This window comes from Streptomyces sp. Tu 3180, from assembly GCF_009852415.1.
In the GTDB taxonomy this organism is placed as follows: Bacteria; Actinomycetota; Actinomycetes; order Streptomycetales; family Streptomycetaceae; genus Streptomyces.
The window spans coordinates 5,213,350-5,237,531 of record NZ_WOXS01000002.1 but is presented as its reverse complement, the minus strand read 5'-3'; the positions used below and the strand labels follow the sequence as shown (position 1 = coordinate 5,237,531).

The following is a 24,182-nucleotide window of genomic DNA, read 5'->3' as shown; positions in this document are numbered from 1 at the left end:
GGACGGGCACCGCTTCCGGAGCCGGGAGCCGGGAGTTCTCCACAGGGTCGGGCACCGGGTTGGCCAAGGGGCGGCGCGGTCTGGTTCGCTGGTGGCATGGAGATTCTCTGGGTCCTGATCGCGCTCGTCATGCTCGGCTTCGTGGTGGTGCCGTTCCTCAGGCGCCGGCCCGGCGCGGTCGGTCTGGTCCCGCCCGGCCACCCGGACGCGGCGGACCCGGCGAACTACGGCTTCGCCCGCGAGGAGGAGCTGGACATCCGCATGCCCGGCCCCGACCAGGACCTGCTGGACGTCCTGGACCTGGTGCAGCGCACGCAGGACCACCGGGCGGCACAGCAGCTGCTGGCCGGCACGGACGCGGAGGGCGAGCTGCGCTGGCAGCGCGTCCAGGCCTTCGCGGGCGCCGCCTCGCTGGAGCTGCGGCAGCGGCCCGGCGGGGCGGGCGAGGCGCCGGGCGGGCAGTGGCTGCGGGTGTGGCGGACCGAGGCCCCCAAGGACGCGGGGGGAGCGGCGGTGCACGCCGAGTTCCTGGTGCAGCAGGCGTGGCGTACGGCGACGCCCGGGACGGACGAGTTCCGGATCATCATGGAGGAGGCGAAGGAGGCGTGCGGCGAGGCGGCGCTGCTGGCTCCCGGTGACCCGGTCCCGTACATCGTGGAGCTCTCGGCGGCCCGTGGACTCGGCTACTCCCGGGAGGACTTCGAGCAGGTCTGGCTGAAGATCCTGGACCGTGCGCCGTCCCACATGGGGGCGCACCTGGCCGCGCTGCACTACTGGTGCGAGAAGTGGCACGGCTCGCGGCAGCAGGCGTACGAGTTCGCGGAGGCCGCGGCGGCCCGGGCGCCCCGGGGGTCGCTCCTCGCCGCGATGCCGCTCTTCGCGGTGTTCGAGCACATGCCCGAGGTGAACCTGGTCAGCGGCTTCTACCAGAGCGAGGTCGTCACCCGCGCGATCCACGGCGCGCTGCACGCGGTCCACTCGGCCCGCCCTGACGACCCGATGCTCGCGCACGTCCGGCACATGCTGGTCTTCTTCCTGGTCCGCGCCGAGCGCTGGGCGGAGGCCATGAACCAGCTGATACACATCGACGGCCACGTCGGCGCGCTCCCCTGGACCCTGTCCGCCGACCCCGCCGCGGAGTTCGCGGTCTACCGGGCCCTGGCGGTCGCGGGCTACGAGGCGAACGGCGGCAGCCCGGCGACCCTGCCGCACTGAGCCCGCCGCCCCCCACGGCCCGGGTCCGCCGTACCGCTTCTCCCGCACTCGTTCCGGGCGGCGGGAGGGGTGCCACGGCCACCGCGGCTGCGGTCCCTCCCCTTCCGGGCGGACACCGGCGAGCGGTGTCCGCCCGGAGGGCACGGCGGGACGCACCCCGCGGACGCGGCCGGGGGCGCGGTGCGTCAGATCGTCGCCGTGTCGATCACGAAGCGGTAGCGGACGTCGCTGTTCAGGACCCGCTCGTACGCCTCGTTGATCTCGGCCGCGCCGATCAGCTCGATCTCCGCGCCGATGCCGTGCGCGGCGCAGAAGTCCAGCATCTCCTGGGTCTCGGCGATGCCGCCGATCATCGAACCGGCGAGGGTCTTGCCGCCGCCGATCACCGAGAAGAGGTTGAGGGAGATGGGCTCCTCGGGGGCGCCCACGTTCACCAGCGCGCCCTCCGTCCTCAGCAGGGACAGGTAGGCGTTGAAGTCCAGCGGGGCCGACACCGTCGACACGATCAGGTCGAAGGCGCCCTGCAGCTCCTCGAAGGTCTTCGGGTCACCGGTGGCGTGGTAGTGGTCGGCGCCCAGCTTCAGGCCGTCGTCCTTCTTGCGCAGGGACTGCGACAGCACCGTCACCTCCGCGCCCAGCGCGTGCGCGATCTTGACGCCCATGTGGCCGAGGCCGCCCATGCCCAGGATCGCGACCTTCTTGCCGGGGCCGGCGCCCCAGCGCTTCAGCGGGGAGTACACGGTGATGCCGGCGCACAGCAGGGGCGCGGCGGCGTCGAGGGACAGGCCGTCGGGGATGCGGACGACGTAGTTCTCGTCGACGACGATCTTCTGCGAGTAGCCGCCGTAGGTCGGCTCGCCGTTCTTGTCCAGGGCGTTGTACGTGCCGACCATGCCGCTGCCGGTGCAGTACTGCTCCCGGCCGGCCCGGCAGTTGTCGCACGTGCGGCAGGAGTCGACCATGCAGCCGACGCCCACGCGGTCACCGACCCGGAACGACGTGACACCGGGACCGACCTCGGACACCACACCGGCGATCTCGTGGCCGGGGACCATGGGGAAGATCGCTCCGCCCCAGCCCTCACGGACCTGGTGGATGTCGGAGTGGCAGATACCGGCGAACTTGATGTCGATCAGGACGTCGAACTCACCGACCTCGCGCCGCTCGATGGTCGTCCGCTCCAGCGGAGCCTTGGCGGCGGGTGCGGCGTACGCGGCGACAGTGGTCATACCAGGGATCTCCTCGGAAGTCGTGCGCCCGGCTGCCTTCTGTCCGCCCGGGCACGGCATCCAGCCTGCGGCAGCGGCCGGGGACCACCCAGACCACGGCTCTGCCTACGTTCGCCGTGCGTACCACTGGCAGGGACAGGATGCTGTGCGTACGACCGGGGATACTGGAGCCATGGACGAGCGGCACACCGATCCGGCCGGCCCCGCGGGCGGCGGCCTCGACCCGCGAGCGGAACTCAGCGAGTTCCTGCGCACCCGCCGCGCCCGGCTGAAGCCGGAGGACGTGGGCCTGCCGGACTTCGGACGGCACCGCCGGGTGCCGGGCCTGCGCCGGGAGGAGCTGGCGCAGCTCGCCGGGGTGTCCGTGGCGTACTACACGCGCCTGGAGCAGGGCAACGGGCGGAACGTCTCGGCGGAGGTACTGGACTCGATCGCGCGCGCCCTGCGTCTGACCGCCGCCGAGCACGCCCACCTGACGCACCTGGCGAAACCGAAGCGGCACAGGAAGAAGCAGGGGCCCCGGACCCAGCAGACCCGCCCGGCGCTGCGGCAGCTGCTGGAGTCGATGGACACGGTCCCGGCGTACGTCGTGGGCCGGCGCTCGGACATCCTCGCCTGGAACCGGATGGCGGCGGCGCTCTTCGGGGACTGGGGCCGGATGCCGGCGCAGGAGCGGAACTGGGCGCGGCTGGTGTTCCTGAACCCGGACTACCGGAAGCTGTTCGTGGAGTGGGACCAGAAGGCGTACGACATGGTCGCCTACCTGCGCATGGACGCGGGCTGCCATCCGGACGACCCCCAGCTGTCCTCCCTGGTCGGGGAGCTGTCCGTGAAGAGCGAGGAGTTCCGCGGGCTCTGGGCCGCGCACGACGTCAAGGAGAAGAGCCACGGCGTCAAGCACGTCCGGCATCCGCTGGTCGGTGAGCTGACGCTGCTCTGGGAGTCGTTCCGCCCGGCCGGTGACGACAGCGGGCAGTCGCTGGTCACGTACTTCGCGGAGCCGGGCTCGCCGTCGGCGGAGGCCCTGCGGCTGCTGGGCAGCTGGGGCGTGGACGCGAGCCGGTCCGGAACGACGACGACCGCCTGAGACGGGAGGGGCCCGCCGGAAGCGCTGCTTCCGGCGGGCCCCTCCCTCAGGGACTACTTGCCGTGGTAGGCGTTGTAGATCGAGATCGTCGACTTGTTGCCCTTCTTGTCGGCGATCTTGGCGTGGAAGGAGATCGCCTTCCCCTTCGCCGGGTTCTTGAAGGTGACCTTCCCCTTCTTCACCTCGAGCTTCTTCCAGGTCTGGCCGTAGTCGTAGGAGACGTACACCGACAGGGACTTGAGGTTCTTGCCCTTGGCGGCGCCCTCGACGGTGACCGGGACGGTGACCTTCTTGCCGGCCGTGACCTTGCTGTCCAGGCCCGTGGCCGCGTTGAAGCGGACCGTGGAGGCGGGCAGCTGCTTGAGGTCGGCGGTCTTCTTGGAGCGGAAGGTCCAGCTCGCGTCGATGCGGGTGGAAGCCGCGGCGACCTTGGCGCTGCGCTTGACCGAGGTGGTCAGCTTGTAGGCGGCGTCACCGGAGGGGACCTTGAACTCCTGGTCGCCGAGCAGCGGGTCGTCGTTCGAGCCGACCTTCTTGCCGTCGCGGTAGAGGGTGGTGGTGACCGAGGTGAACAGCGAGGACCCGTCGTGGCCCTTGCCGTCGGCGAACAGCGGGACCAGGCCCGAGATGCTGTTGCCGTCCCGGAAGAGACCGTACTCCGAGGTCAGACGCGGTCCGAAGACGGCCGTGTTCACGGTCTCGGAGTAGTGGGCGCCGCCCTTGTAGGCCTTCCCGTAGCCGATGGTGTAACCGGCGTCGTAGACCGGCCAGCCGTCCGCGTCGACACCGCCCCGCTGCGCGAAGTCGAGGTCCCAGCGGACCCCGTTCCCGGTGGACAGGTGCAGGGTGCGGGTGCCGGGCAGGGTCTGCGGGATGCTGACGGAGGAGCCCCCGCCGCTCGTCGGCAGCCAGCCCACCGCGCCGACCTCGCCCTTCTTGCCGCTCGCCGACGCGCCGAGGCCGACCTTCACCGTGGCCAGGTCGCCCGCCTTGTAGGCGCGGTTGTAGCCGGTGGCGAGCTGCTTGACCACGCCGCCGGCGACGGTGTCGTACTGCTCCTTGGCGCCCTTGCTCCAGTGGGAGTCCCACTGCTGGCTGAGCGAGCCGTCGGTGATCTGCGGGCCGAGGTGGGCGGAGCGGAAGTTGTCGTACGAGTCCAGCCACCAGCCGAAGGCCTGGGCGGTGTTCTTCGTCTCGACGGTGTAGTCGGCCGAGGCGAACTCCGACTTGACGCCCTTGTCCGGCACGGTGATGTTCACCGGCTTGGCCTTGCGGGCGTCCAGCGTGATCGTCGTGTCCTTGGTGACGCTCAGCTTCGGCTGGGCCAGCCAGTCGGCGCCCTCGTACTTCTGCGGGTCGGGGCTGACGAAGATGCCGGTGTCCAGGACGTAACCGCCCTTGGGCACCCGCACGGTGACGGTGCCGTCGGCGTCGTAGGGCTGGTACCACTGCCCGGCGCCCAGGCCGGAGAGACCGGAGAGGTTCGCGACGTAGTTGCCGGCCGGCTTGCCCGCACGGCCGAGGAACTTCAGCGTCACGTCGTACGACTCGACCTCGCGCTGCACGGCGGCCGCCGTGCGCACGCTCTGCCCGCCGCCGGTCGCGACCACGTACGCGGAGTACGCGCCGTCGACGGTGCCGCCGAGCCGGGTGTCCACGGTGAGGTCCACGGAGGCCCTGCCGCCCGCCGGGACGGTGACCGTGGTGGCACCGAGCTCGAAGAAGCCGGCCGGGGCGGCCTTGCCCTTGGGGTCGGTGGCCGTCGACGTCAGCTTCAGCGTGACGTCCTCGGTGCCGAGGTTGCGGTAGGTCAGCTCCTTGGTGACCGGCTTGTCGTCGGTGTGCGGCCACTGCTGCACGCCGAAGCTCAGCGACACCGGGTCGGCGATCACCGTCTGCTTGACGGCCTTGTCGACCTGGACCCGGCCCGAACCCTGCTCGAACGGCGTGTACTTGCCGCCCTTCGTGGAGCCGGTGAGGGCGGCCTTCAGCTCCGTGTGGGTCCACTCCGGGTGCTGCTGCTTCAGGATCGCCGCGGCTCCCGCGACGTGCGGGGTCGCCATCGACGTGCCGGAGATGGTCATGTAGCCGGCCGGCTTCTCGCCGACCTCCCCGGCGATGTCGTTGCCCTTCGCCGAGGCGGCCGTGATGTCGACGCCCGGCGCGGTGACGTCCGGCTTGATGGCGCCGTCGCCGACGCGGGGGCCGGTGGAGGAGAAGTCGGCGAGCGCGTCCTTGTCGTCGACGGCGCCGACGGTGAGCGCGGCGTCCGCGCTGCCCGGCGAACCGATCGACTGCGGGCCCTCGTTGCCGGCCGCGATGGCGAACAGCACGCCCTTCTCGGCGGACAGCTTGTTGACCGCCGCCTCCAGCGGGTCGACCTCGGCGGTGTCCATGCCGCCCAGGCTCATGTTGACGACGTCGGCGCCCTGCGCGGCCGCCCACTCCATGCCGGCGAGGATGCCGGAGTCGTCACCGAAGCCGGAGTCGTCGAGGACCTTGCCGTTGAGGACCTTCGCGCCGGGCGCGACGCCCTTGTACTTGCCGCCCGACTTGGCGCCCGTACCGGCCGCGATGGACGCGACGTGGGTGCCGTGGCCGACCTTGTCCCCGGTGGTGGCCGCGGAGGTGAAGTTCTTGGACTCGGTCACCTGGCCCTTGAGGTCCGGGTGGGTGGCGTCGACACCGGTGTCCAGCACGGCGATGGTGACGCCCTTGCCGTCGTAGCCGGCGGCCCACGCCTTGGGGGTGCCGATCTGCGCGACGGAGGTGTCGAGGCTGGCCTTGCGCACCCCGTCGAGCCAGACGTGGGCGACACCGGAGGCGGTCCGGTCGCCGTTGGTGACGGCGTCCCACAGGTCGGGCGCGTCCTCGTGCGGCGTCTGCACCGCGTCCGCGTTCAGGGTCTTCAGGGTCCGGCGGAGCGTGCCCGCGTCGCGCACCTCGGCCTTGGCGCCCGCCGCGCTGCCCTTGTAGCCGACGATGACCTTCAGGCCCCGCTTCTGGGAGCCGCGGGTCGTCGCCTTGTTGAGTTCGGTGACGTCGAAGAGCCGCTGGTCGAGCTTGCCGCTCGCGATCAGCCGGGCGGCGTCCGCCGGCACCACGAGCGTGTGACCGCCGGTCCTGCGGACCTGGACGGGTATGTGCTCCCGGCCCTTCGCCCGCTCCAGGCCGACCACGCGGCCCTTGGCGTCCACGGCGACCCGGTCACCGGTGATCAGCGTGACGCGGTGCTTGGCCTTGGCCGCGGACGTCTTGTCGGACGTCTGCGCCCCGGCGGTCGTGCGTCCCCCGTCCGCCGACGCCGGAGCGGCCATGCCCGCCGCGAGCGCCACGGCGGCCGCCGTGGCGACCGTGGCCGCGCACGCTCTCTTCACTTGTCTGCGCAAGGTTCCCCCTAGCGAAGTTGCCGGGTGGATTACCGTCACCCGGCCGGGGGTGGTCTCGTACGTCTGCGCGCACCCCCCGGATCACGAAGTATGCCGAGGGGTGATCAAGCGCCTCAAGGGATGTCGAAGAGGGTGCCGAAGTCGACGGGTGACTGTAACCTCGCCGCCGGAACCCCGTTACGGAACCGCGCGGTTGGGCGCTTCCCGGCTCAGGCCCGGGTGTTCTCCTTCACCGTGATCCGTCCCTTGCGGATCGTCGCCAGGCGCGGGGCCTGCTTCGCGACGGCCGAGTCGTGGGTGACCATGACGAAGGTGAGCCCCAGCTCCTCCCACATGCGGACGAGCACGTCCATGATCTCGTCGCGCGTCGACTCGTCGAGGTTTCCGGTGGGTTCGTCGGCGAGCAGCACCTTCGGTTCCTTCACCAGCGCCCGCGCGATGGCCACCCGCTGCTGCTGGCCGCCGGACATCTCACCGGGCAGGTGCCCGAGCCGCTCGCCCAGCCCGACCGACGCCAGCGCCTCGGCGGCCTTCTCGCGGCGCTCCCTCGCCTTCACCCCGAGCGGTACGAGCGCGGTCTCCACGTTCTCCTGCGCGGTGAGCGTGGGGATCAGGTTGAAGGACTGGAAGACGAAGCCGATGTTCTCGCTGCGGACCCGGGTGAGCCGGGCCTCGGGCAGCCGGGCCAGGTCGGTGCCGTCGAGGACGATCTCGCCGGAGCTGGGCAGGTCGAGCCCGCCGAGCATCTGCAGCAGCGTGGACTTGCCGCCGCCCGTGGGTCCCTGGATGACGAGCCGGTCGCCGTCGGGGATGGTCAGGTCGACTCCGTCGAGGGCGTGGACGGTCTCCTTGCCGCGCGTGTAGCGCCGGGTGACGCCTCTGAGTTCGTACATGGGTCTGCTCCTGGATCGCGTACGAGGGTGGGGCCCGTCCGCTGCGGGCCCCGGGACCGGTGCCGGGCGGGCGTCAGCCGACGCGGCGGAGCGCGTCGGCCGGCCGCAGCCGGGAGGCGCGCCAGCCGCCGAAGGCGCCGGCGACGAGGCCGCCGGCCACCGCGAGGCCGACCGCGAGGGCGAGGGTGGTGAGGCTGACGGGCGCGGTGAGCGCGACGTCGAGGGTCCTGGCGGCGGCCTGCCGTCCGGGCCCGCCGAGGCCGGCGCCGCCGCCGGGCCCGCCCGTGCCGCCTCCCCCGCCGCCGAGCTGGGCCTGCAGGGTGGGGCTGACCGCGGTGACGGCGTAGGCGCCCGCCAGGCCGAGCGCGATGCCGAGGACGCCGCCGACCAGACCGTGGACCACGGACTCGCCGACCACCTGCCGGGTCACCCGGCCGGACGTCCAGCCCAGCGCCTTGAGCGTGCCGAACTCGCGCACCCGGCGGGAGACCGCCGAGGAGGTGAGCAGGCCGGCGACGAGGAACGCGGCCACGAGCACCACGACCGACAGCCACCTGCCGACGCCGGCGGCGAGCGAGGAGGCGGTGGACAGGGAGCCGGAGACGGTGTCCGCGAGGTCGGCGGAGGTCGTGACGGTCGTGCCGGAGATGTTCTTCTGTATCCCGGACTTGACGCTGTCGATCCGCTGGGAGTCGGTCGCCTTGACGTAGATGGTGGTGACCTTGTCCTTGGCGCCGGCGAGCGTCTGGGCCTGCTTCAGCGGGACGTAGAGGTTGGCCGCCGCGTCCCCGCTGGAGGCGGTGGCGATGCCGATGACCTCGTACTTCGTGCCCTTGACGGTGACGGTGTCACCGGTCTGGAGCTTCTTCTCCCTGGCGTAGGCGGAGTCGACGACGGCGACCTTCGCGTCGGTCTCGGTCGTCCTGAAGGTGCGGCCGCTGGTGATCTCGGAGGAGGTCAGCGGGCCGAGGGCGGGCTCGGTGACGTCGGTGCCGTAGACGGAGTAGCTGTTGACGTCGAAGTCGGCGCCGCCGCCCTGGACCCGTCCCTGCGGCGAGGGCTGGGCGGCACCGGGGCCGCCGCCCTGGCCGTCCTGCTGGAACCGGCCCCGCGTGAACTCGCCGCTGACCTTGACGACCTGCAGGCTCAGTCCGCCCACCGCGTCGGCGACACCGTCCTGTTCGCCGACCTTGTCCACGGTGGAGCTCGCCAGGGTCTGGAAGCCCTGCACCATGACGCGGTCGCTGCTCTGCTCCTCGCCGGAGCCGTCGTCCCGGGCGTCGAAGCGGAAGCGGGGGCGCTCGGCGGCGGTGGTGGACTCCGCGGCCTTGGTGACCGTCATGTCCGTGCCCAGCCCGTACAGGGACTGCAGGACCTTCTCCTGCGCCTTGCCCATTCCGGAGGAGACGGAGTCGACCACGACGACCAGCGCGATGCCGAGTGCGAGGCCGGAGGCGACGACGAGGGCCGCCTTTCTGCGGCGGCGCAGCTCGCGCCTCAGGTAGGTGAAGAACATGGCGGCAAGCTAGGGACGGTCCGTGATGAAGCGTTAAGCACGCCATAAGAGCCGCATGAGAAGGCCGATGCCGCCGTCCGCCCCCGAAGGGGCGGACGGCGGCATCGGCCGGGTGGGGTGAGGCGCCGCGGGGCGGCCGGCGTCAGATCGCCGAGCCCGCCTTCCACTGCTCCCAGCTCATGTTCCAGCCGTTGAGGCCGTTGTCCGGGGCGATGGTCTTGTCGCCGGTGTTCTGGACGACGACCACGTCACCGACGATCGAGTTGTCGTAGAACCACGCGCCGGGCGTGTTCGGGTCGTTCGCGCCCTTGGTGTCGGACAGGCCGACGCAGCCGTGGCTGGTGTTGGCGCTGCCGAAGATGGACTTGTCGCCCCAGTAGTTGCCGTGGATGAAGGTGCCGGAGGTGCTCAGGCGCATGGCGTGCGGCACGTCCTTGATGTCGTACTCGCCCTTGCCGTCGTCGTCGGTGAAGCCGACGGTCGCGCCGTTCATCCGGGTCTCCTTGAACTTCTCGGAGATCACCATCTGGCCCTCGTACGTCTTGTTCTCGGGCGCCCCGGCGGAGATCGGGATGGTCCGCACGGTCTTGCCGTCCTGCGTGACCTTCATCTGCTTGGTCTCGGCGTCGACGTAGGAGACCTGGTTGCGGCCGATCTTGAAGGTGACCGTCTTCTGCTGGACGCCGTAGACGCCCTCGGCGCCCTCGACCCCGTCGAGCGCCAGCTTGAGGGTGACGGTGGAACCCTCCTGCCAGTAGTCCTCGGGGCGGCAGTCCATGCGGTTGGCGTTGAACCAGTGGCAGGCGACCTCCTGACCGCTGGTGGTCGAGACGGTGACGCCCTTCTGGACCGCGGCCTTGTCGGTGATCGCCTTGTCGAAGTTGATCGACACCGGCATGCCGACGCCCACGGTGGTGCCGTCGTCCGGGGTGAAGGTGCCGATGAAGCTGTTGGTCGGGGAGACCGTGGTGAACGAGGCGTTCTCGTGCGCGGCGCGGCCCTCGGAGTCCTCGGCGGTGGCCGTCACCTTGTAGGTGGTGGCGCGCTCCAGCTGGGCGCTGGGCTTCCAGGTCTTCTTGTCGGCGGATATCTCACCGGAGACGGCGGTGCCGTCGGCGGTCGTCATCCTCACCTCGGTGAGCGTGCCCTTGGTCACGGTCACGGCGGCGGAGTTGTTGATGGAGGCGTTGTTCGAGCCGTCCTTCGGCGTGATCTCGATCTGTGCCTCGGAGCTCTTCTCGGCCGCCGCCTCGTCGACCCGGGCCTGCGCGGTGCCGTTCCCGCCGTCGCCTCCCGAGGCGTCGGCGTCCCCGCCGGAACACGCCGAGAGCACCAGCACACCACCGAGCAGAGCGGACGCGGCCGTCAGACCCCTGCGCCGCTTACCGTCCGTCATCACACGCTTCTCCATCGTTGCCGAATCCCAACCCCACGAGCACCCGGCCCGAAGCCGGGACCTCGTCCTAACCATCAACGCTACGACCGGTTGATCCGGTTCCCCATGGCCCACGGGTGTGGGGCTCACCACGTCCGCCGCGGCGGGAAGTGGCGGGTGCCGGCCGGTGCGCCGCCCGGAACGCCGTGGTCCCGGACGGCGGTCGCCGCCCGGGACCACGATCCCTCCGGGCGGCCTCAGCCGGCCCCGCCCGTCCCGCGCGCGTCGCCGTCGACGCGGTCCTCCTCGTCGCCGTCCTCGGCGACTTCGTCGTACCCGTCGTCGTAGGGCTCCTCGTCGTCCTCCTCGTCGAGGTCCCACTCCGGCGCATCAGGGTCGTAGTCGATCCGCTCGCTGCTCCACGAGGCCTGCTGGAGGTCGACCCCGGGCACCTCGCCGACCAGACCGAACGGGTCGACGAGATACGCGAGGGCCTCAGCGGTGTCCTCCCTCACAGCACTCTCGGCGTGTACCCGTTCCGCGTCCGGCATATCGCCGTCGTCCGCGATCCTGCGCAACGCGGCGTCGGTCACCGCCTTTTCGTCCTCGACCTCGAGGACGATCTCCACCCGAAGCCGGACAAAACGTGAAGTCTCTGGAGTGCTCATGCCCGGAGCGTACGGCTCCGGGCCCCTGTGACTTTCCTGTGACCCGCGCCTTTCATTAACATCGGCCCACACGGCCAATTCGCCAGCGCCACAAGGGGATCGATATTCCGTGTCATCCGCGCTCCGTCCGTTGCTGACCGCCACCGCCGCAGGCACCCTGCTGTGCGCCCTGTGGTTCGTCCCGTCCGCGAACGCGACCTCGGACGCCCCGGCGAGAGAGTCGGCCCCGGCGAGCCCGTCCCCGCAGGTCACGCAGCAGGCGAGAGTGGTGTCCCACACCACGTCCACGTCCCTGGACGGCACCGTCCAGGACGTCCGGCTCGCCGACACCGGCAGCTTCGACAGCACCCCCTACATCGTCGGCGGCACGGCCTGCCTGACGCTGGGCGCCGGGTTCGTCGTCTACTCGGTGCGCCGCGAGCGCTTCGGTCACTGAGCCGCCCGCTCCTTCCCCGGCGAGGCCCCGGGCCGCCGGCGCACGGCGGATGACGGACCGTCACCGGGGCCCCGGCGGCCCTCCGGGGCCCCGCGACGCCGGTGCGGGGCCCCGTCCGGTTCAGCCCAGCGGCCCGGTGACCGTCTCCGCGGCCGCGACCAGCCGCCCGTCGCGGACGAACGCCTCCGCCGCGGCGAGGTCGGGCGCGAGGTACCGGTCCGGTCCCGGGCCCCCCACGCCGGCTTCCCGCACGGCCTCGATCACGGCCCTGGTCGCGGGCGCGGGCGTCAGCCCCTCGCGCAGCTCCACCGCGCGCGCGGCGGCGTACAGCTCGACGGCGAGGACCCGGGTGAGGTTGTCCACGGCCGTGCGCAGCTTGCGCGCCGCCGACCAGCCCATGGAGACGTGGTCCTCCTGCATCGCGGAGGACGGGATGGAGTCCGCCGACGCCGGTACGGCGAGCCGCTTCAGCTCGCTGACCAGGGCGGCCTGCGTGTACTGGGCGATCATCAGCCCGGAGTCGACACCGGGGTCGTCGGCGAGGAACGGCGGCAGTCCGTGGCTGCGGTTCTTGTCCAGCAGCCGGTCGGTGCGGCGCTCGGCGATGGAGCCGAGGTCGGCGACGGCGATGGCGAGGAAGTCCAGGACGTAGGCGACCGGGGCCCCGTGGAAGTTGCCGTTGGACTCGACCCGCCCGTCCGGCAGCACCACCGGATTGTCGACGGCGGAGGCCAGTTCGCGCTCGGCGACCAGCCGGGCGTGGGCCAGGGTGTCCCGTCCGGCGCCCGCCACCTGCGGGGCGCAGCGCACCGAGTAGGCGTCCTGGACGCGGGGCGCGTCGTCCTGGTGATGTCCCGTCAGCCCCGAACCCCTCAGCACGGCCAGCATGTTGGCGGCGCTGGCGGCCTGGCCCGGGTGCGGCCGGATGGCGTGCAGCTCGGGGGCGAGCACCTTGTCGGTGCCGAGCAGCGCCTCCAGGCTGAGGGCGGCCGTGACGTCGGCGGACCTGTACAGGGTGTCCAGGTCGGCGAGGGCCATGATCAGCATGCCGAGCATGCCGTCGGTGCCGTTGAGGAGGGCGAGCCCCTCCTTCTCGCGCAGTTCGACGGGCCGGATGCCGTGCTCGGCGAGCAGCTCGCCTGCGGGCCGCACGCTCCCGTCGGGCCCCTCGGCCTCCCCCTCGCCCATCAGCGTGAGGGCGCAGTGGGACAGCGGGGCCAGGTCGCCGGAGCAGCCGAGGGAGCCGTACTCGTGCACGACCGGGGTGATGCCGGCGTTCAGCACGTCGGCCATGGTCCGCGCGACCTCGGGCCGGACCCCGGTGCGCCCGGAGCAGACGGTCTTCAGCCGCAGGAACATCAGGGCGCGGACGACCTCCCGCTCCACGCGCGGCCCCATCCCGGCGGCGTGCGAGCGGACGATGTTGCGCTGCAGCTGCGCGCGCAGTTCCGGGCTGATGTGCCGGGTCGCGAGGGCGCCGAAGCCGGTGCTCACCCCGTAGACGGGGTCCGGCTTGGCGGCCAGGGCGTCCACGATCCCGCGGGACGCGGCGAGCGCGGCCACCGCCTCCGCGGACAGTTCGACGCGGGCACCCCCGCGCGCCACGGCGAGCACGTCGGACGCGGTCACCCCGGACGTCCCCACCACCACAGTGTGCATATCCATATTCAGGAGCGTACGCAGTGAATTCAATGATGTCACCACTGGGGGCCCGGCCCACCCCTTACCGAATACGTCACACCCGCACCCGCACCCGCCGCGCCCGCGCACCTCACGCCGAGCCGGCACACGCCGTGCCCACCGTGCCACGACGGCACCCCCGCGGCACCCCCGCGGCACGCCCTACGGCGAGTGCCGCCCCCGGAACCGGCGCCGCTCCCCGTCCGCCGCCCGCGACGGCTCGTCCGCGAGCCGCAGGACGGGATCGTCGGGCCCCTCCCGCCCGGCGACGACGGGATGGGTGGCCCGGCCGGCCTTGGCCCGGTACTGCGCCGCGTCGGCCAGCCGGAACAGCCGCCGGGCGGACCGCACCGGCCCGACGGGGTCCTCGGTGGACGCCACCCCGCAGGCGACGCCGTCACCGATCCCCAGCTCGACGGCCCGGCGGCACACCTCGTCGGCCGCCTTGACGACCTCGTCCGCGGACGGCCCCACGGACAGCAGGCAGAACTCGTCCCCGCCGAGCCGCGCCGCCAGAGCCCCCGGCAGCATGGCCCCGCACAGCGACAGCACGGTCCCGAACCGCTCCAGCAGCCGGTCCCCGACCGCGTGCCCGAGGGTGTCGTTGACCCGCTTCAGCCCGTTGAGGTCGCACACCACGAGGCTGACGACGGCCCCGTCCCGGCGGTGCCGCTCGATCGCCTCGTCGAGCCGCGCGTCCACGGCCCGGCGGTTGGCCAGCCCGGTCAGCGCGTCCGTGTACGCCAGCCGGCGCGCCTCCTCCAGCCGCTCGGTCTGCGCGATCCCGGCGGCCACGACGGCGGCCAGGACGGTGGCGAAGTCGGCGTCGCCCCGGCCGAAGACGGGGACGCCCGCCGGCCGGGCCACGTACAGCTCGCCCCACGCCCGCCCGTGCAGCACGATCGGGGCGACCACGCAGCATCCCCGCCCGCGCCGCCGCAGCGCCGCGACCCGCTGGTGGCGGTACCCCGGCCGCCCCGCCGCCGGCCCCTCGGCCGTCTCCACCCAGGCGTCGGGCTCACCGCCGCCGGCCCACCGCTCGTGCAGGAACTCGGTGATCTCGGCGAACTGGTGCACCGGGTAGGACTCGTCGTCCGGGAACTCCTCCTCCCCCTCGGCCAGCTCCCCGACGTTCACCAGGACCCGCAGCCGCCCGAGCTCCCGCTCCCACACCGACAGCGCGGCGAAGCTCCCGCCCAGCGCCCGGCAGGCCCCGACCGCCGCGGCCCGCCAGGCCTCCCGTGAACCCTGCGCGGCGGCCATGCCCTGGGCCAGCGCCACCACGGCCGCCAGCCGGCTGTCCTCACCCATCCCTCCAGGCTAAGGAGATTCGGGGCGAACCGGGACATCGGAGACGCGAACGGGGACCGGCCGCACCGGGACGGGCCGGAGGGCGGGAGCGGGCCCCGCTACTCCCCCGGCCAGTTCGGCTTGCGCTTCTCGTTGAAGGCGGCGACCCCCTCCGCGCGGTCGCCCGAGAACGCCACCGACCGCCAGGCCGCGTCCTCGACCTCGAGGCCGGCGGACAGGTCCAGCCCGTGTCCCAGGCGCAGCGCCCGCTTGGCCGCCCGCAGCCCCACCGGGGAGTTCGCGGCGATCCGGGACGCCAGGGCCAGGGCCGCCTCCCGGTCCCGCCCCTCCTCCACCAGCTCGTCGACGAGCCCCAGCTCCCGGGCCTCGGCGGCCTCCACCCGCCGCGCCGTGAAGATCAGCTCGGCGGCGCGCGCCGCGCCCACCCGCCGGGGCAGCAGCTGCGTGCCGCCACCGCCCGGGATCACCCCGACGGACACCTCGGGCAGCCCCACCACGGCCGTGCGGTCGGCCACGATCACGTCGCACGACAGGGCCAGCTCGAAGCCGCCGCCCAGGGCGAACCCGTGCACCGCCGCGACCGTGGGCACCGGCAGCTCGAGCACCCCGGTGTACGCCCCGCGCGCCACGGGGCGCTGGCGCACCAGGTCGGCGTCGCTGAAGGAGTTGCGCTCCTTCAGGTCGGCCCCCACGCAGAACGCCCGCTCGTGCGAGGAGGTCAGCACCACCACCCGGACACCGCGGTCCTCCCCCAGCGCCGCGCAGGCTCCGGCGATCGAGCGGGCCATTCCGGTCGACACGGCGTTCATGGCCTTGGGGCGGTCGAGGACGAGCTCCGCGACATGCCCCTCCCCGTGCCGGCGCACCAGCACGAACTCCCCGAACCGTTCCTCACTCATGACACCCTCCGGTTAACGCGGGTTAACATCGCTCGCCCCGATCATCGCAGCACGGCACCCCACCGGAAAAGGGCTCACGCCCGGTTCCCCCGTCACCCCCCGCCCACCCGTTCGAGTGACATCCGGCCGACTCCGGCGGCCCTCCTCCACGGGAGCGCATAGCGTGCGCTCCACCGCGGCGCGTCGGGGGCGCGTACGCAGGGGAGGGATCGCGATGACACCGAACACGCCGGCACCACCCGCACCGGGGCCCGACGGGTCACCGGAACGCACGGGCCCGCACCCCCGGGGCCGTCACCGCAGGCCCCGCCCGCGCAAGGCCCTGCTGGCGGCCGGCGGCCTGGTCCTGACCGCGGGCGCCCTCGGCCTCGTCCGCCTGCTCTCCGGCCCGGGCGGCGAGGGCGTCGGCGCGGAGGCCGTCCCCCGCCCGCACACGTCCACCGGCCCGGCGCCCACCGTCACGGGCGGCACCCCGGCCCCACCGACTTCCGCCCCCGAGACCGGCCCTTCCTCCCCCACCGCCCTGGGCGGCCAGAACACGACCCCGCTCGCCCCGGGCACGCCGGCGTCCTCCGCACCGGCACGTTCCCCGGCCGCCGCCGATCCGGCCGATCCGGCCTCCCCCTCGGCCGTCCCACCCCGGAAACCCGCGACCCGGGCACCGGACCCGACCGCTCCCCCGCCACCGGCCCCGTCCCGCACCCGAACACCCCCGCCCGCGTCCCCGGAACCACCACCGGCCCGGCCGGACGAACCGGACCCCGACCCCAACCCCGATCCCGGTCTGTGCCTCCCGGTCATCGGCCTGTGCGTCGGCGGTGTGGACTAGACCCCGTTGCGGCGCGTGAGCAGCCAGGGCTCCACGACACCGAGACCGCGCACCGGCCGCTGCCACATCGGCTGCAGCGCGAACCGGTACGTCGGCGGCTCCTCGCCCTCCTTCTCGGCCGCGGCCACCGCCTCGGCCGCCGCCGCCTCGGAGGCGGGGGCGTCACCGGTGCGGATCAGTTCCTCGGCGAAGGCGGTGTCGACGAGCACGGCGTCCCGCGGGGCTATGGACGTGAGCCGGGAGGCCAGATTGACCGTGGTGCCGAAGACATCGCCCATCCGGGTGGTCACGGTGCCGAACGCCATGCCGACCCGCAGCTCCGGCATCGTCTCGTCGTTCGCCATGGTCTCGATCAGCCGCACGGCGATCTCCGCGGCCGTGCCCGCGTCGTCCGCGACGTACAGCACCTCGTCGCCCAGCGTCTTGATGAGCCGCCCGCCGCGCGCCGCCACCAGGTCGGCGGCGGTGGTCTCGAAGGCCTCGACGAGCTCGCCGAGCTCCTCCTCCTCCATCCGCCGGGTGAGCCGCGTGAACCCCACCAGGTCGGCGAACGCGACGGCGAGCCGCCGGTCCACCATCTCCTCGTCGTCGGCCCCCTGCACCACGCGCCCGGCCGAGGCGGCGAGCTGGCGCCGCCAGACGTACACCAGGAACTCCTCCAGCTCGGGCAGGAGCAGCTCGACGATCGGATACGTCACCTCGGTCCGGGTCATCCCCGGCTCGGGCGGCTCGGTCAGCCCCTCCAGGAACGAGTCGATCTGCCACTCGGCCAGCCGCGCGGTGGTCTGCCCGGTGGACCGCGCCACCTGCACCGCCATGGCCTCGCTCAGCAGCCCCGCCTCCACCAGACCGGCCAGCCGGCGCAGCGCCAGTACGTCCGCCTCCGTGAGCGCCTTGGCCTGACCCACGTCGGCGAAGCCCATGGCGCGCCAGAACCGCGTGGCCAGCTCCATGGTGACGCCGGCGCTGCGGGCCGCCTGGAAGGGTGTGTAACGGCGTTCGGCGCCCAGGATGAGCTGTTCGAGGCGCAGGGCGAGCGGGTCCTCGCCGGTGTCGGCGGGATGGGTGTCCCCCCGCTCGAGCGAAGCCGAGAGTGGAGGAGGCTCCACCCGGCCCTGCGCGTCCGTGCCGGAACCCGAGTCGTCGACGGTCACGCGTTGCTGCCCTTCCGATCTGCCACGGCCATGTATCGACCGGCCTCAACTCTACGGCAGGTGTGCGCCAGCTCACTCCGTTCGGTTGGGCCGGCGGTGAGGTGACCGGCGCCTTCCCGTCGCCCGGGGCCGGCGCGGGGCGCGCGGTCCGGCGCCACCGCGCCCCGGCCCGCCCGCACCCGATCCCGCACGCGCGCCGCCCGGGTCCCCGCTCAGGCGGGGCGCAGGTGCACGATGTCCCCCGCCCCCACGGGCTCCTGCACCCCCTCCTCCGTGGCGATCACCAGCCGCCCGTCCCCGTCCACGGCGACCGCCTCCCCCACCACGGACCGCTCCCCCGGCAGCTCCGCCCGCACCACCCGCCCGAGCGTCGCGCACCCCGCCGCGTACGTCTCCTGCAGACCGCACTCCGCGGGATCGCCTCCGGCCGCCCGCCACCGCCCGTACCACTCCTCCAGCGCCCGCAGCATCCCCCGCAGCAGCGGGTCCCGGTCCGTGCCGACCGCCCCGGCCAGCGCCAGCGACCCGGCCGTCGGCACCGGCAGCTCGTCAGCGCGCAGGCTCACGTTGATCCCGACCCCGATGACCACCCCGCCGTCCCCCGCCCGCTCCGCGAGGATGCCCCCGGCCTTGCGTTCCTCGCCGCCCACGGTCACCAGCACGTCGTTGGGCCACTTCAGCGCCGTGTCCACCCCCGCCGCCCGCGACAGTCCCGTCGCCACCGCGACCCCCGTCAGCAGCGGCAGCCAGCCCCACCGGGCCACCGGCACCTCGCGCGGCGTGAGCAGCACGGAGAAGAACAGCCCCGACCGGGGCGGCGCGGTCCACCGCCGGTCCAGCCGCCCCCGCCCGGCGGTCTGCTCCTCGGCGACGAGCACAGCCCCCTCCCCCGCCCGTCCCTCGGCCGCCCGCGCCACCAGATCGGAGTTGGTCGACCCGGTCCGCTGCACCACGTCCACCTGCGACCACAGCGACCCCTCCCGTACCAGCCCCCGGCGCAACGCGCCCACGTTGAGGGGCGGCCGGTCCAGGTCCGACCAACGGTTTCCGAACGGTTCTGATGCATCTCGCGGCGTCATGCAAGCCACCCTAGGTGTGGTAAACACCGCACTGCCGATGACGGGACCCCCCACTACGCTACGGATGAGTAACCGTCCCCCCTTTTGAGCAGGCAGGGAGCCGCATCCCGATGTCCGAGCCGGAAGAGCAGCAGCCTGACATCCACACGACCGCGGGCAAGCTCGCGGACCTTCGGCGTCGCATCGAAGAGGCGACGCACGCCGGCTCCGCACGCGCCGTCGAGAAGCAGCACTCCAAGGGCAAACTGACGGCCCGTGAGCGGATCGACCTCCTGCTCGACGAAGGCTCCTTCGTCGAACTGGACGAGTTCGCCCGGCACCGCTCCACCCACTTCGGCCTCGACCGGAACCGCCCCTACGGCGACGGCGTCGTCACCGGGTACGGCACCGTCGACGGCCGCCCGGTCGCCGTCTTCTCGCAGGACTTCACGGTCTTCGGCGGGGCGCTGGGCGAGGTCTACGGCCAGAAGATCGTCAAGGTGATGGACTTCGCGCTGAAGACCGGCTGCCCGGTCATCGGCATCAACGACTCCGGCGGCGCCCGCATCCAGGAGGGCGTGGCCTCCCTCGGCGCCTACGGCGAGATCTTCCGCCGCAACACCCACGCCTCCGGCGTGATCCCGCAGATCAGCCTGGTCGTCGGCCCGTGCGCGGGCGGTGCGGTGTACTCCCCCGCGATCACCGACTTCACGGTCATGGTCGACCAGACCAGCCACATGTTCATCACCGGCCCGGACGTCATCAAGACGGTCACCGGCGAGGACGTCGGCTTCGAGGAGCTGGGCGGCGCCCGCACCCACAACTCCACCTCGGGCGTGGCCCACCACATGGCCGGCGACGAGAAGGACGCCATCGAGTACGTCAAGCAGCTGCTGTCGTACCTGCCGTCCAACAACCTCTCCGAGCCCCCGGCCTTCCCCGAGGAGGCCGACCTCTCCCTCACCGACGAGGACCGCGAGCTGGACACGGTCGTCCCGGACTCGGCGAACCAGCCGTACGACATGCACACGGTGATCGAGCACGTCCTGGACGACGCCGAGTTCTTCGAGACGCAGCCGCTGTTCGCGCCGAACATCCTCACCGGCTTCGGCCGCGTCGAGGGCCGCCCCGTCGGCATCGTCGCCAACCAGCCGATGCAGTTCGCCGGCTGCCTGGACATCACCGCCTCCGAGAAGGCCGCCCGCTTCGTGCGCACCTGCGACGCCTTCAACGTCCCGGTGATCACCTTCGTCGACGTCCCCGGCTTCCTGCCCGGCGTGGACCAGGAGCACGACGGCATCATCCGCCGCGGCGCCAAGCTGATCTACGCCTACGCCGAGGCCACCGTCCCCCTCATCACCGTCATCACCCGCAAGGCGTTCGGCGGGGCCTACGACGTCATGGGCTCCAAGCACCTGGGCGCCGACCTCAACCTCGCCTGGCCGACCGCCCAGATCGCGGTGATGGGCGCGCAGGGCGCCGTCAACATCCTGCACCGCCGCACCATCGCCGAATCGGACGATCCGGAGGCGACCCGCGCCCGTCTGATGCAGGAGTACGAGGACACCCTCCTCAACCCCTACGTCGCGGCCGAGCGCGGCTACGTCGACGCGGTGATCATGCCGTCCGACACCCGCCGGCACATCGTGCGGGGCCTGCGTCAGCTGCGCACCAAGCGGGAATCACTGCCTCCGAAGAAGCACGGCAACATCCCCCTGTAGCCCGCCCCCCGCCGATCGATGGGAAGCACCATGACGATCAAGGTTCTTCGGGGCAACCCGACCCCGGAGGAGCTGGCCGCCGCACTGGCGGTGGTCCGCGCCCGCGCCGCGGCGGCGTCCGCCCCGCCGTCCGGCGCGCCCGCTCCCCGCGACTCCTGGTCCGACCCGTCCCGCATCGCGGCGAACCGCCTGCCCCAGCCGGGGCCGACGGCGTGGTCGCGGACGTACTGGCCGGGCTCGTAGCGCGGGTCCCCCGTACCGGGCCCCGGCCGGGAAGTTGAGTACGCGTACTCAGGCGCGCACCCGGGCCGGGGCCGGACGATGGAAGGCATGCTGTGGTCCGACCCCGAGAACGAGCCGCCGGAAGAACTGCGGGACACGCAGGCGATGCTGCGGCGGCTGGGCGTTCTCGTGGCGCTGGCCATGGTCCTCTCGATGCTCGTGATCGGCGTGAGGTGAGGCATCCGGGCGACGTCGATACGCTGATCGCATGACAGATCAGCCGCGCCGCCGACTCGTGCTCGCCTCCCAGTCCCCCGCCCGGCTCGGGCTGCTCCGCCAGGCCGGGCTCGCCCCCGAGGTGATCGTCAGCGGGGTCGACGAGGACGCCGTCACCGCCCCCACCCCCGCCGAGCTGGCGCTCGCCCTGGCCGAGGCCAAGGCGTCCGTCGTCGCCGCGAAGCCCGAGGTCAAGGGCGCGCTGGTGATCGGCTGCGACTCGGTCCTCGAACTGGACGGCCAGGCCCTCGGCAAGCCCGCGGACTCCGGGGAGGCCACCGCGCGCTGGAAGGCCATGCGGGGCCGCGCGGGCACGCTCCAGACCGGCCACTGCGTCTACGACACCCTCAGCGGCCGTTACGTCTCCGCCACCGCCTCCACCGTCGTCCGCTTCGGCGATCCCACCGACGAGGAGATCGCCGCCTACGTGGCCTCCGGCGAGCCCCTCCACGTCGCCGGGGCGTTCACCCTGGACGGCCGCTCGGGCCCGTTCATCGACGGCATCGACGGCGACCACGGCAACGTCATCGGCATCAGCCTGCCGCTGGTGCGCCGCCTGCTGGCGGAGCTGGGCGTGGGCATCACGGAGCTGTGGGCGCCGCCGGAGGCGTGACCGGGGAGCCGTCGCCGCCGGGGCCGCCCTCGGGGGCGGTGCCGGGGCCGGCGGGCTCCTCCGGGCGGCCGTCGTACGTCATCAGCAGCAGCACGACGAGACCCAGCACCCCCACCAGGAACACGAACGCGGCCGGGCCGACCAGCCCCCACGCGAACGCGCCCAGCAGCGCGTGCACCACCGCGGCGCTGATCAGCAGCACCCGGCCGAGGCCGGCCGGCGCCCGGTCGCGCACGGCGACCAGCAGGGCCACCAGGGCGCACAGCGCGAAGTAGAGCCCGAAGACGATCCCGCCGATCTTCGAGGACGCCGACATCACGTGCGGGTCGAGACCGGCCAGCGACATGTCCTGCCGGTCGACGACCGTCCCCAGGAGCCAGTTCAGCACCGCCACGCCGAGCGCCTCGGCCAACAGCACGAGCGCCAGGACCCACGCCACCGGTCTGCGCACCACCGGCCCCCACCCACTTTCGAGCACGACTGTGGTTACCCCGAGTATGTTGGGGCGACGTGAACGCTACTAACGGGTAAACCTCAGGACAAGAGGTCCGCGGGGGGCAAAGAATCATTGGGCCATTCGTAGGGACTCGACAAAGAAACCAAGTGGGCCGCAGCACGCTCTCACAGAGACCTTGACCACAGAGGACGGCTAGGGTTTCCGGGAGAAGTCCTGCGTACCGCGGTGTGACAAGGGATTTCCCAGGTCGAGCAAGCCTCGCATCACGCTCCGTGTGGGCAAGCTCACCACTGGGGACGGGTCGAAGTGCCGTGTCGGCAGTCCCTAAACTCGGCTTGTTTCAAGGAGGGAGCCTCAATCGTGCGCAAGGTGCTCATCGCCAACCGTGGCGAAATCGCTGTCCGCGTGGCCCGGGCCTGCCGGGACGCCGGGATCGCGAGCGTTGCCGTCTATGCCGACCCGGACCGGGACGCTCTGCATGTCCGCGCCGCGGATGAGGCGTTCGCTCTGGGCGGTGACACCCCGGCCACCAGTTACCTCGACATCGGCAAGGTGCTGAACGCCGCGCGTGAGTCGGGTGCCGACGCCGTCCACCCCGGCTACGGCTTCCTCTCCGAGAACGCGGAATTCGCGCAGGCGGTGCTGGACGCGGGCCTGATCTGGATCGGCCCGCCGCCGCAGGCCATCCGCGACCTCGGTGACAAGGTCGCCGCCCGGCACATCGCCCAGCGCGCCGGCGCCCCGCTGGTGGCGGGTACGCCCGATCCGGTGAGCGGTGCGGAGGAGGTCGTCGCCTTCGCCGAGGAGCACGGTCTGCCGATCGCCATCAAGGCCGCCTTCGGCGGCGGCGGGCGCGGCCTGAAGGTCGCCCGCACGCTGGAGGAGGTGCCGGAGCTGTACGACTCCGCGGTGCGCGAGGCGGTCGCCGCCTTCGGCCGCGGCGAGTGCTTCGTCGAGCGCTACCTCGACAAGCCCCGCCACGTGGAGACGCAGTGCCTGGCCGACCAGCACGGCAACGTCGTGGTGGTCTCCACCCGTGACTGCTCCCTCCAGCGCCGCCACCAGAAGCTGGTCGAGGAGGCCCCGGCGCCGTTCCTGTCCGAGGCGCAGATGGCCGAGCTGTACCGCGCCTCCAAGGCGATCCTGAAGGAGGCCGGCTACGTCGGCGCCGGCACGGTGGAGTTCCTGGTCGGCCTCGACGGCACGATCTCCTTCCTGGAGGTCAACACCCGTCTGCAGGTGGAGCACCCGGTCACCGAGGAGGTCGCCGGCATCGACCTGGTGCGCGAGATGTTCCGCATCGCCGACGGCGAGGAGCTCGGCTACGACGACCCGGTGCTGCGCGGCCACTCCTTCGAGTTCCGCATCAACGGCGAGGACCCGGGCCGCAACTTCCTGCCCGCTCCGGGGACGGTCACGAAGTTCGCCCCGCCGTCGGGTCCGGGTGTCCGGCTGGACGCGGGCGTGGAGTCGGGCAGCGTGATCGGCCCGGCCTGGGACTCCCTGCTGGCGAAGCTGATCGTCACCGGCCGCACCCGCAAGGAGGCGCTGGAGCGCGCCGCCCGTGCGCTGGAGGAGTTCCAGGTCGAGGGCATGGCCACGGCCATCCCGTTCCACCGCGCGGTGGTCAGGGACCCGGCGTTCGCCCCCGAACTCACCGGTTCGGCCGATCCGTTCACGGTGCACACCCGCTGGATCGAGACCGAGTTCGTCAACGAGATCAAGCCCTTCACCGCCGCCGTGGACGCGGAGGCCGACGAGGACGCGGGCCGCGAGACGGTCGTCGTCGAGGTCGGCGGCAAGCGCCTGGAGGTGTCCCTCCCGGCCTCGCTGGGCATGTCCCTGGCCCGCACCGGCCTGGCGGCGGGCGCGAAGCCGAAGCGGCGGGCGGCCAAGAAGTCCGGCCCGGTCGCCTCGGGCGACACCCTCGCCTCCCCGATGCAGGGCACGATCGTCAAGATCGCCGTGGAGGAGGGCCAGGAGGTCAAGGAGGGCGACCTGGTCGTCGTCCTGGAGGCCATGAAGATGGAGCAGCCCCTCAACGCCCACAAGTCCGGCACCGTCAAGGGCCTGAGCGCCGAGGTCGGCGCGTCGGTGACGTCCGGCGCGGCGATCTGCGAGATCAAGGACTGAGCGGCACCTCGTCACAGGGCG

At 72.6% G+C, this 24,182-nt stretch carries 21 protein-coding genes; 9 read left to right on the top strand and 12 right to left on the bottom strand.

Annotated elements, in window-relative coordinates:
* The first annotated feature begins 96 nt into the window (after nt 1–96).
* On the top strand, nt 97–1,215 hold the full coding sequence (locus GL259_RS24620; RefSeq protein WP_159535500.1) for a hypothetical protein: 1,119 nt from the start codon (nt 97–99) through the stop codon (nt 1,213–1,215).
* Nucleotides 1,216–1,400: 185 nt separating this feature from the next.
* Here GL259_RS24620 and GL259_RS24615 read toward each other — a convergent pair whose 3' ends face one another.
* Entirely contained in the window at nt 1,401–2,444 is a 1,044-nt protein-coding gene (locus GL259_RS24615) for an NAD(P)-dependent alcohol dehydrogenase (RefSeq protein WP_159535499.1), read from the bottom strand.
* 172 nt (nt 2,445–2,616) lie between these two features.
* Here GL259_RS24615 and GL259_RS24610 point away from each other — a divergent pair, with 172 nt between their 5' ends.
* Nucleotides 2,617–3,531 carry a helix-turn-helix transcriptional regulator gene (locus GL259_RS24610; protein WP_159535498.1) on the top strand — a complete coding sequence of 305 codons (915 nt, stop codon included), beginning with the start codon at nt 2,617–2,619 and terminating at the stop codon, nt 3,529–3,531.
* Nucleotides 3,532–3,584: 53 nt separating this feature from the next.
* On the opposite strand, the gene GL259_RS24605 is transcribed toward GL259_RS24610, so the two are convergent.
* The 5 genes from GL259_RS24605 to GL259_RS24585 all read right to left on the bottom strand — a co-directional run bounded on the left by GL259_RS24605 (nt 3,585) and on the right by GL259_RS24585 (nt 11,372).
* Nucleotides 3,585–6,908, bottom strand: a complete 3,324-nt coding sequence (locus tag GL259_RS24605) for a S8 family serine peptidase (protein WP_159535497.1) — start codon at nt 6,906–6,908, stop codon at nt 3,585–3,587.
* Between the two features lie 221 nt (nt 6,909–7,129).
* Nucleotides 7,130–7,813, bottom strand: a complete 684-nt coding sequence (locus tag GL259_RS24600) for an ABC transporter ATP-binding protein (RefSeq protein WP_159535496.1) — start codon at nt 7,811–7,813, stop codon at nt 7,130–7,132.
* A 73-nt stretch (nt 7,814–7,886) separates the two neighbouring features.
* Nucleotides 7,887–9,329 (bottom strand): ABC transporter permease, encoded by a 1,443-nt coding sequence (locus GL259_RS24595; protein WP_159535495.1) that lies wholly within the window; start codon nt 9,327–9,329, stop codon nt 7,887–7,889.
* A gap of 142 nt (nt 9,330–9,471) precedes the next feature.
* Nucleotides 9,472–10,725, bottom strand: a complete 1,254-nt coding sequence (locus GL259_RS24590; RefSeq protein ID WP_159535494.1) for an Ig-like domain-containing protein — start codon at nt 10,723–10,725, stop codon at nt 9,472–9,474.
* A 236-nt stretch (nt 10,726–10,961) separates the two neighbouring features.
* The gene (locus GL259_RS24585; RefSeq protein ID WP_243762378.1) at nt 10,962–11,372 is read right to left on the bottom strand and encodes a hypothetical protein; all 411 of its coding nucleotides are present in this window, start codon (nt 11,370–11,372) and stop codon (nt 10,962–10,964) included.
* A gap of 109 nt (nt 11,373–11,481) precedes the next feature.
* On the opposite strand from GL259_RS24585, the gene GL259_RS24580 reads away from it, so the two are divergent.
* The gene (locus tag GL259_RS24580; RefSeq protein ID WP_208026512.1) at nt 11,482–11,808 is read left to right on the top strand and encodes a hypothetical protein; all 327 of its coding nucleotides are present in this window, start codon (nt 11,482–11,484) and stop codon (nt 11,806–11,808) included.
* Between the two features lie 120 nt (nt 11,809–11,928).
* Here the strand turns inward: GL259_RS24580 and hutH are convergent, their stop codons facing one another.
* From hutH to GL259_RS24565, 3 genes are all read right to left on the bottom strand, one after another.
* Complete coding sequence (gene hutH, locus GL259_RS24575) at nt 11,929–13,467, bottom strand: histidine ammonia-lyase (RefSeq protein WP_159538938.1); 1,539 nt, start codon at nt 13,465–13,467, stop codon at nt 11,929–11,931.
* 183 nt (nt 13,468–13,650) lie between these two features.
* Nucleotides 13,651–14,799 carry a GGDEF domain-containing protein gene (locus GL259_RS24570; RefSeq protein ID WP_166461549.1) on the bottom strand — a complete coding sequence of 383 codons (1,149 nt, stop codon included), beginning with the start codon at nt 14,797–14,799 and terminating at the stop codon, nt 13,651–13,653.
* 98 nt (nt 14,800–14,897) lie between these two features.
* Nucleotides 14,898–15,698, bottom strand: a complete 801-nt coding sequence (locus GL259_RS24565) for an enoyl-CoA hydratase-related protein (protein WP_159535493.1) — start codon at nt 15,696–15,698, stop codon at nt 14,898–14,900.
* A 214-nt stretch (nt 15,699–15,912) separates the two neighbouring features.
* On the opposite strand from GL259_RS24565, the gene GL259_RS24560 reads away from it, so the two are divergent.
* Nucleotides 15,913–16,527 (top strand): hypothetical protein, encoded by a 615-nt coding sequence (locus GL259_RS24560; RefSeq protein ID WP_208026511.1) that lies wholly within the window; start codon nt 15,913–15,915, stop codon nt 16,525–16,527.
* On the opposite strand, the gene GL259_RS24555 is transcribed toward GL259_RS24560, so the two are convergent.
* Both GL259_RS24555 and GL259_RS24550 read right to left on the bottom strand, forming a co-directional pair.
* Nucleotides 16,524–17,681 (bottom strand): adenylate/guanylate cyclase domain-containing protein, encoded by a 1,158-nt coding sequence (locus GL259_RS24555; protein WP_159535492.1) that lies wholly within the window; start codon nt 17,679–17,681, stop codon nt 16,524–16,526. The two genes, GL259_RS24560 and GL259_RS24555, sit on opposite strands and share 4 nt — an antisense overlap.
* Before the next feature lie 212 nt (nt 17,682–17,893).
* Nucleotides 17,894–18,760 carry a biotin--[acetyl-CoA-carboxylase] ligase gene (locus GL259_RS24550; RefSeq protein WP_159535491.1) on the bottom strand — a complete coding sequence of 289 codons (867 nt, stop codon included), beginning with the start codon at nt 18,758–18,760 and terminating at the stop codon, nt 17,894–17,896.
* Nucleotides 18,761–18,870: 110 nt separating this feature from the next.
* Between GL259_RS24550 and GL259_RS24545 the strand changes: the two genes are divergently transcribed.
* From GL259_RS24545 to GL259_RS24535, 4 genes are all read left to right on the top strand, one after another.
* Nucleotides 18,871–20,460, top strand: coding sequence for an acyl-CoA carboxylase subunit beta (locus GL259_RS24545; protein WP_159535490.1), 1,590 nt, complete (start codon nt 18,871–18,873; stop codon nt 20,458–20,460).
* A gap of 30 nt (nt 20,461–20,490) precedes the next feature.
* Nucleotides 20,491–20,703 carry an acyl-CoA carboxylase epsilon subunit gene (locus GL259_RS24540; RefSeq protein ID WP_159535489.1) on the top strand — a complete coding sequence of 71 codons (213 nt, stop codon included), beginning with the start codon at nt 20,491–20,493 and terminating at the stop codon, nt 20,701–20,703.
* An 87-nt stretch (nt 20,704–20,790) separates the two neighbouring features.
* Nucleotides 20,791–20,919, top strand: coding sequence for a hypothetical protein (locus tag GL259_RS39360; protein ID WP_279578630.1), 129 nt, complete (start codon nt 20,791–20,793; stop codon nt 20,917–20,919).
* Between the two features lie 31 nt (nt 20,920–20,950).
* Nucleotides 20,951–21,571, top strand: coding sequence for a nucleoside triphosphate pyrophosphatase (locus GL259_RS24535; protein WP_159535488.1), 621 nt, complete (start codon nt 20,951–20,953; stop codon nt 21,569–21,571).
* Here GL259_RS24535 and GL259_RS24530 read toward each other — a convergent pair.
* Complete coding sequence (locus GL259_RS24530) at nt 21,540–22,049, bottom strand: hypothetical protein (RefSeq protein WP_243762377.1); 510 nt, start codon at nt 22,047–22,049, stop codon at nt 21,540–21,542. The two genes, GL259_RS24535 and GL259_RS24530, sit on opposite strands and share 32 nt — an antisense overlap.
* A 339-nt stretch (nt 22,050–22,388) precedes the next feature.
* Here GL259_RS24530 and GL259_RS24525 point away from each other — a divergent pair, with 339 nt between their 5' ends.
* Complete coding sequence (locus GL259_RS24525; protein WP_159535487.1) at nt 22,389–24,161, top strand: biotin carboxylase N-terminal domain-containing protein; 1,773 nt, start codon at nt 22,389–22,391, stop codon at nt 24,159–24,161.
* The last annotated feature ends 21 nt before the right edge of the window (nt 24,162–24,182 follow it).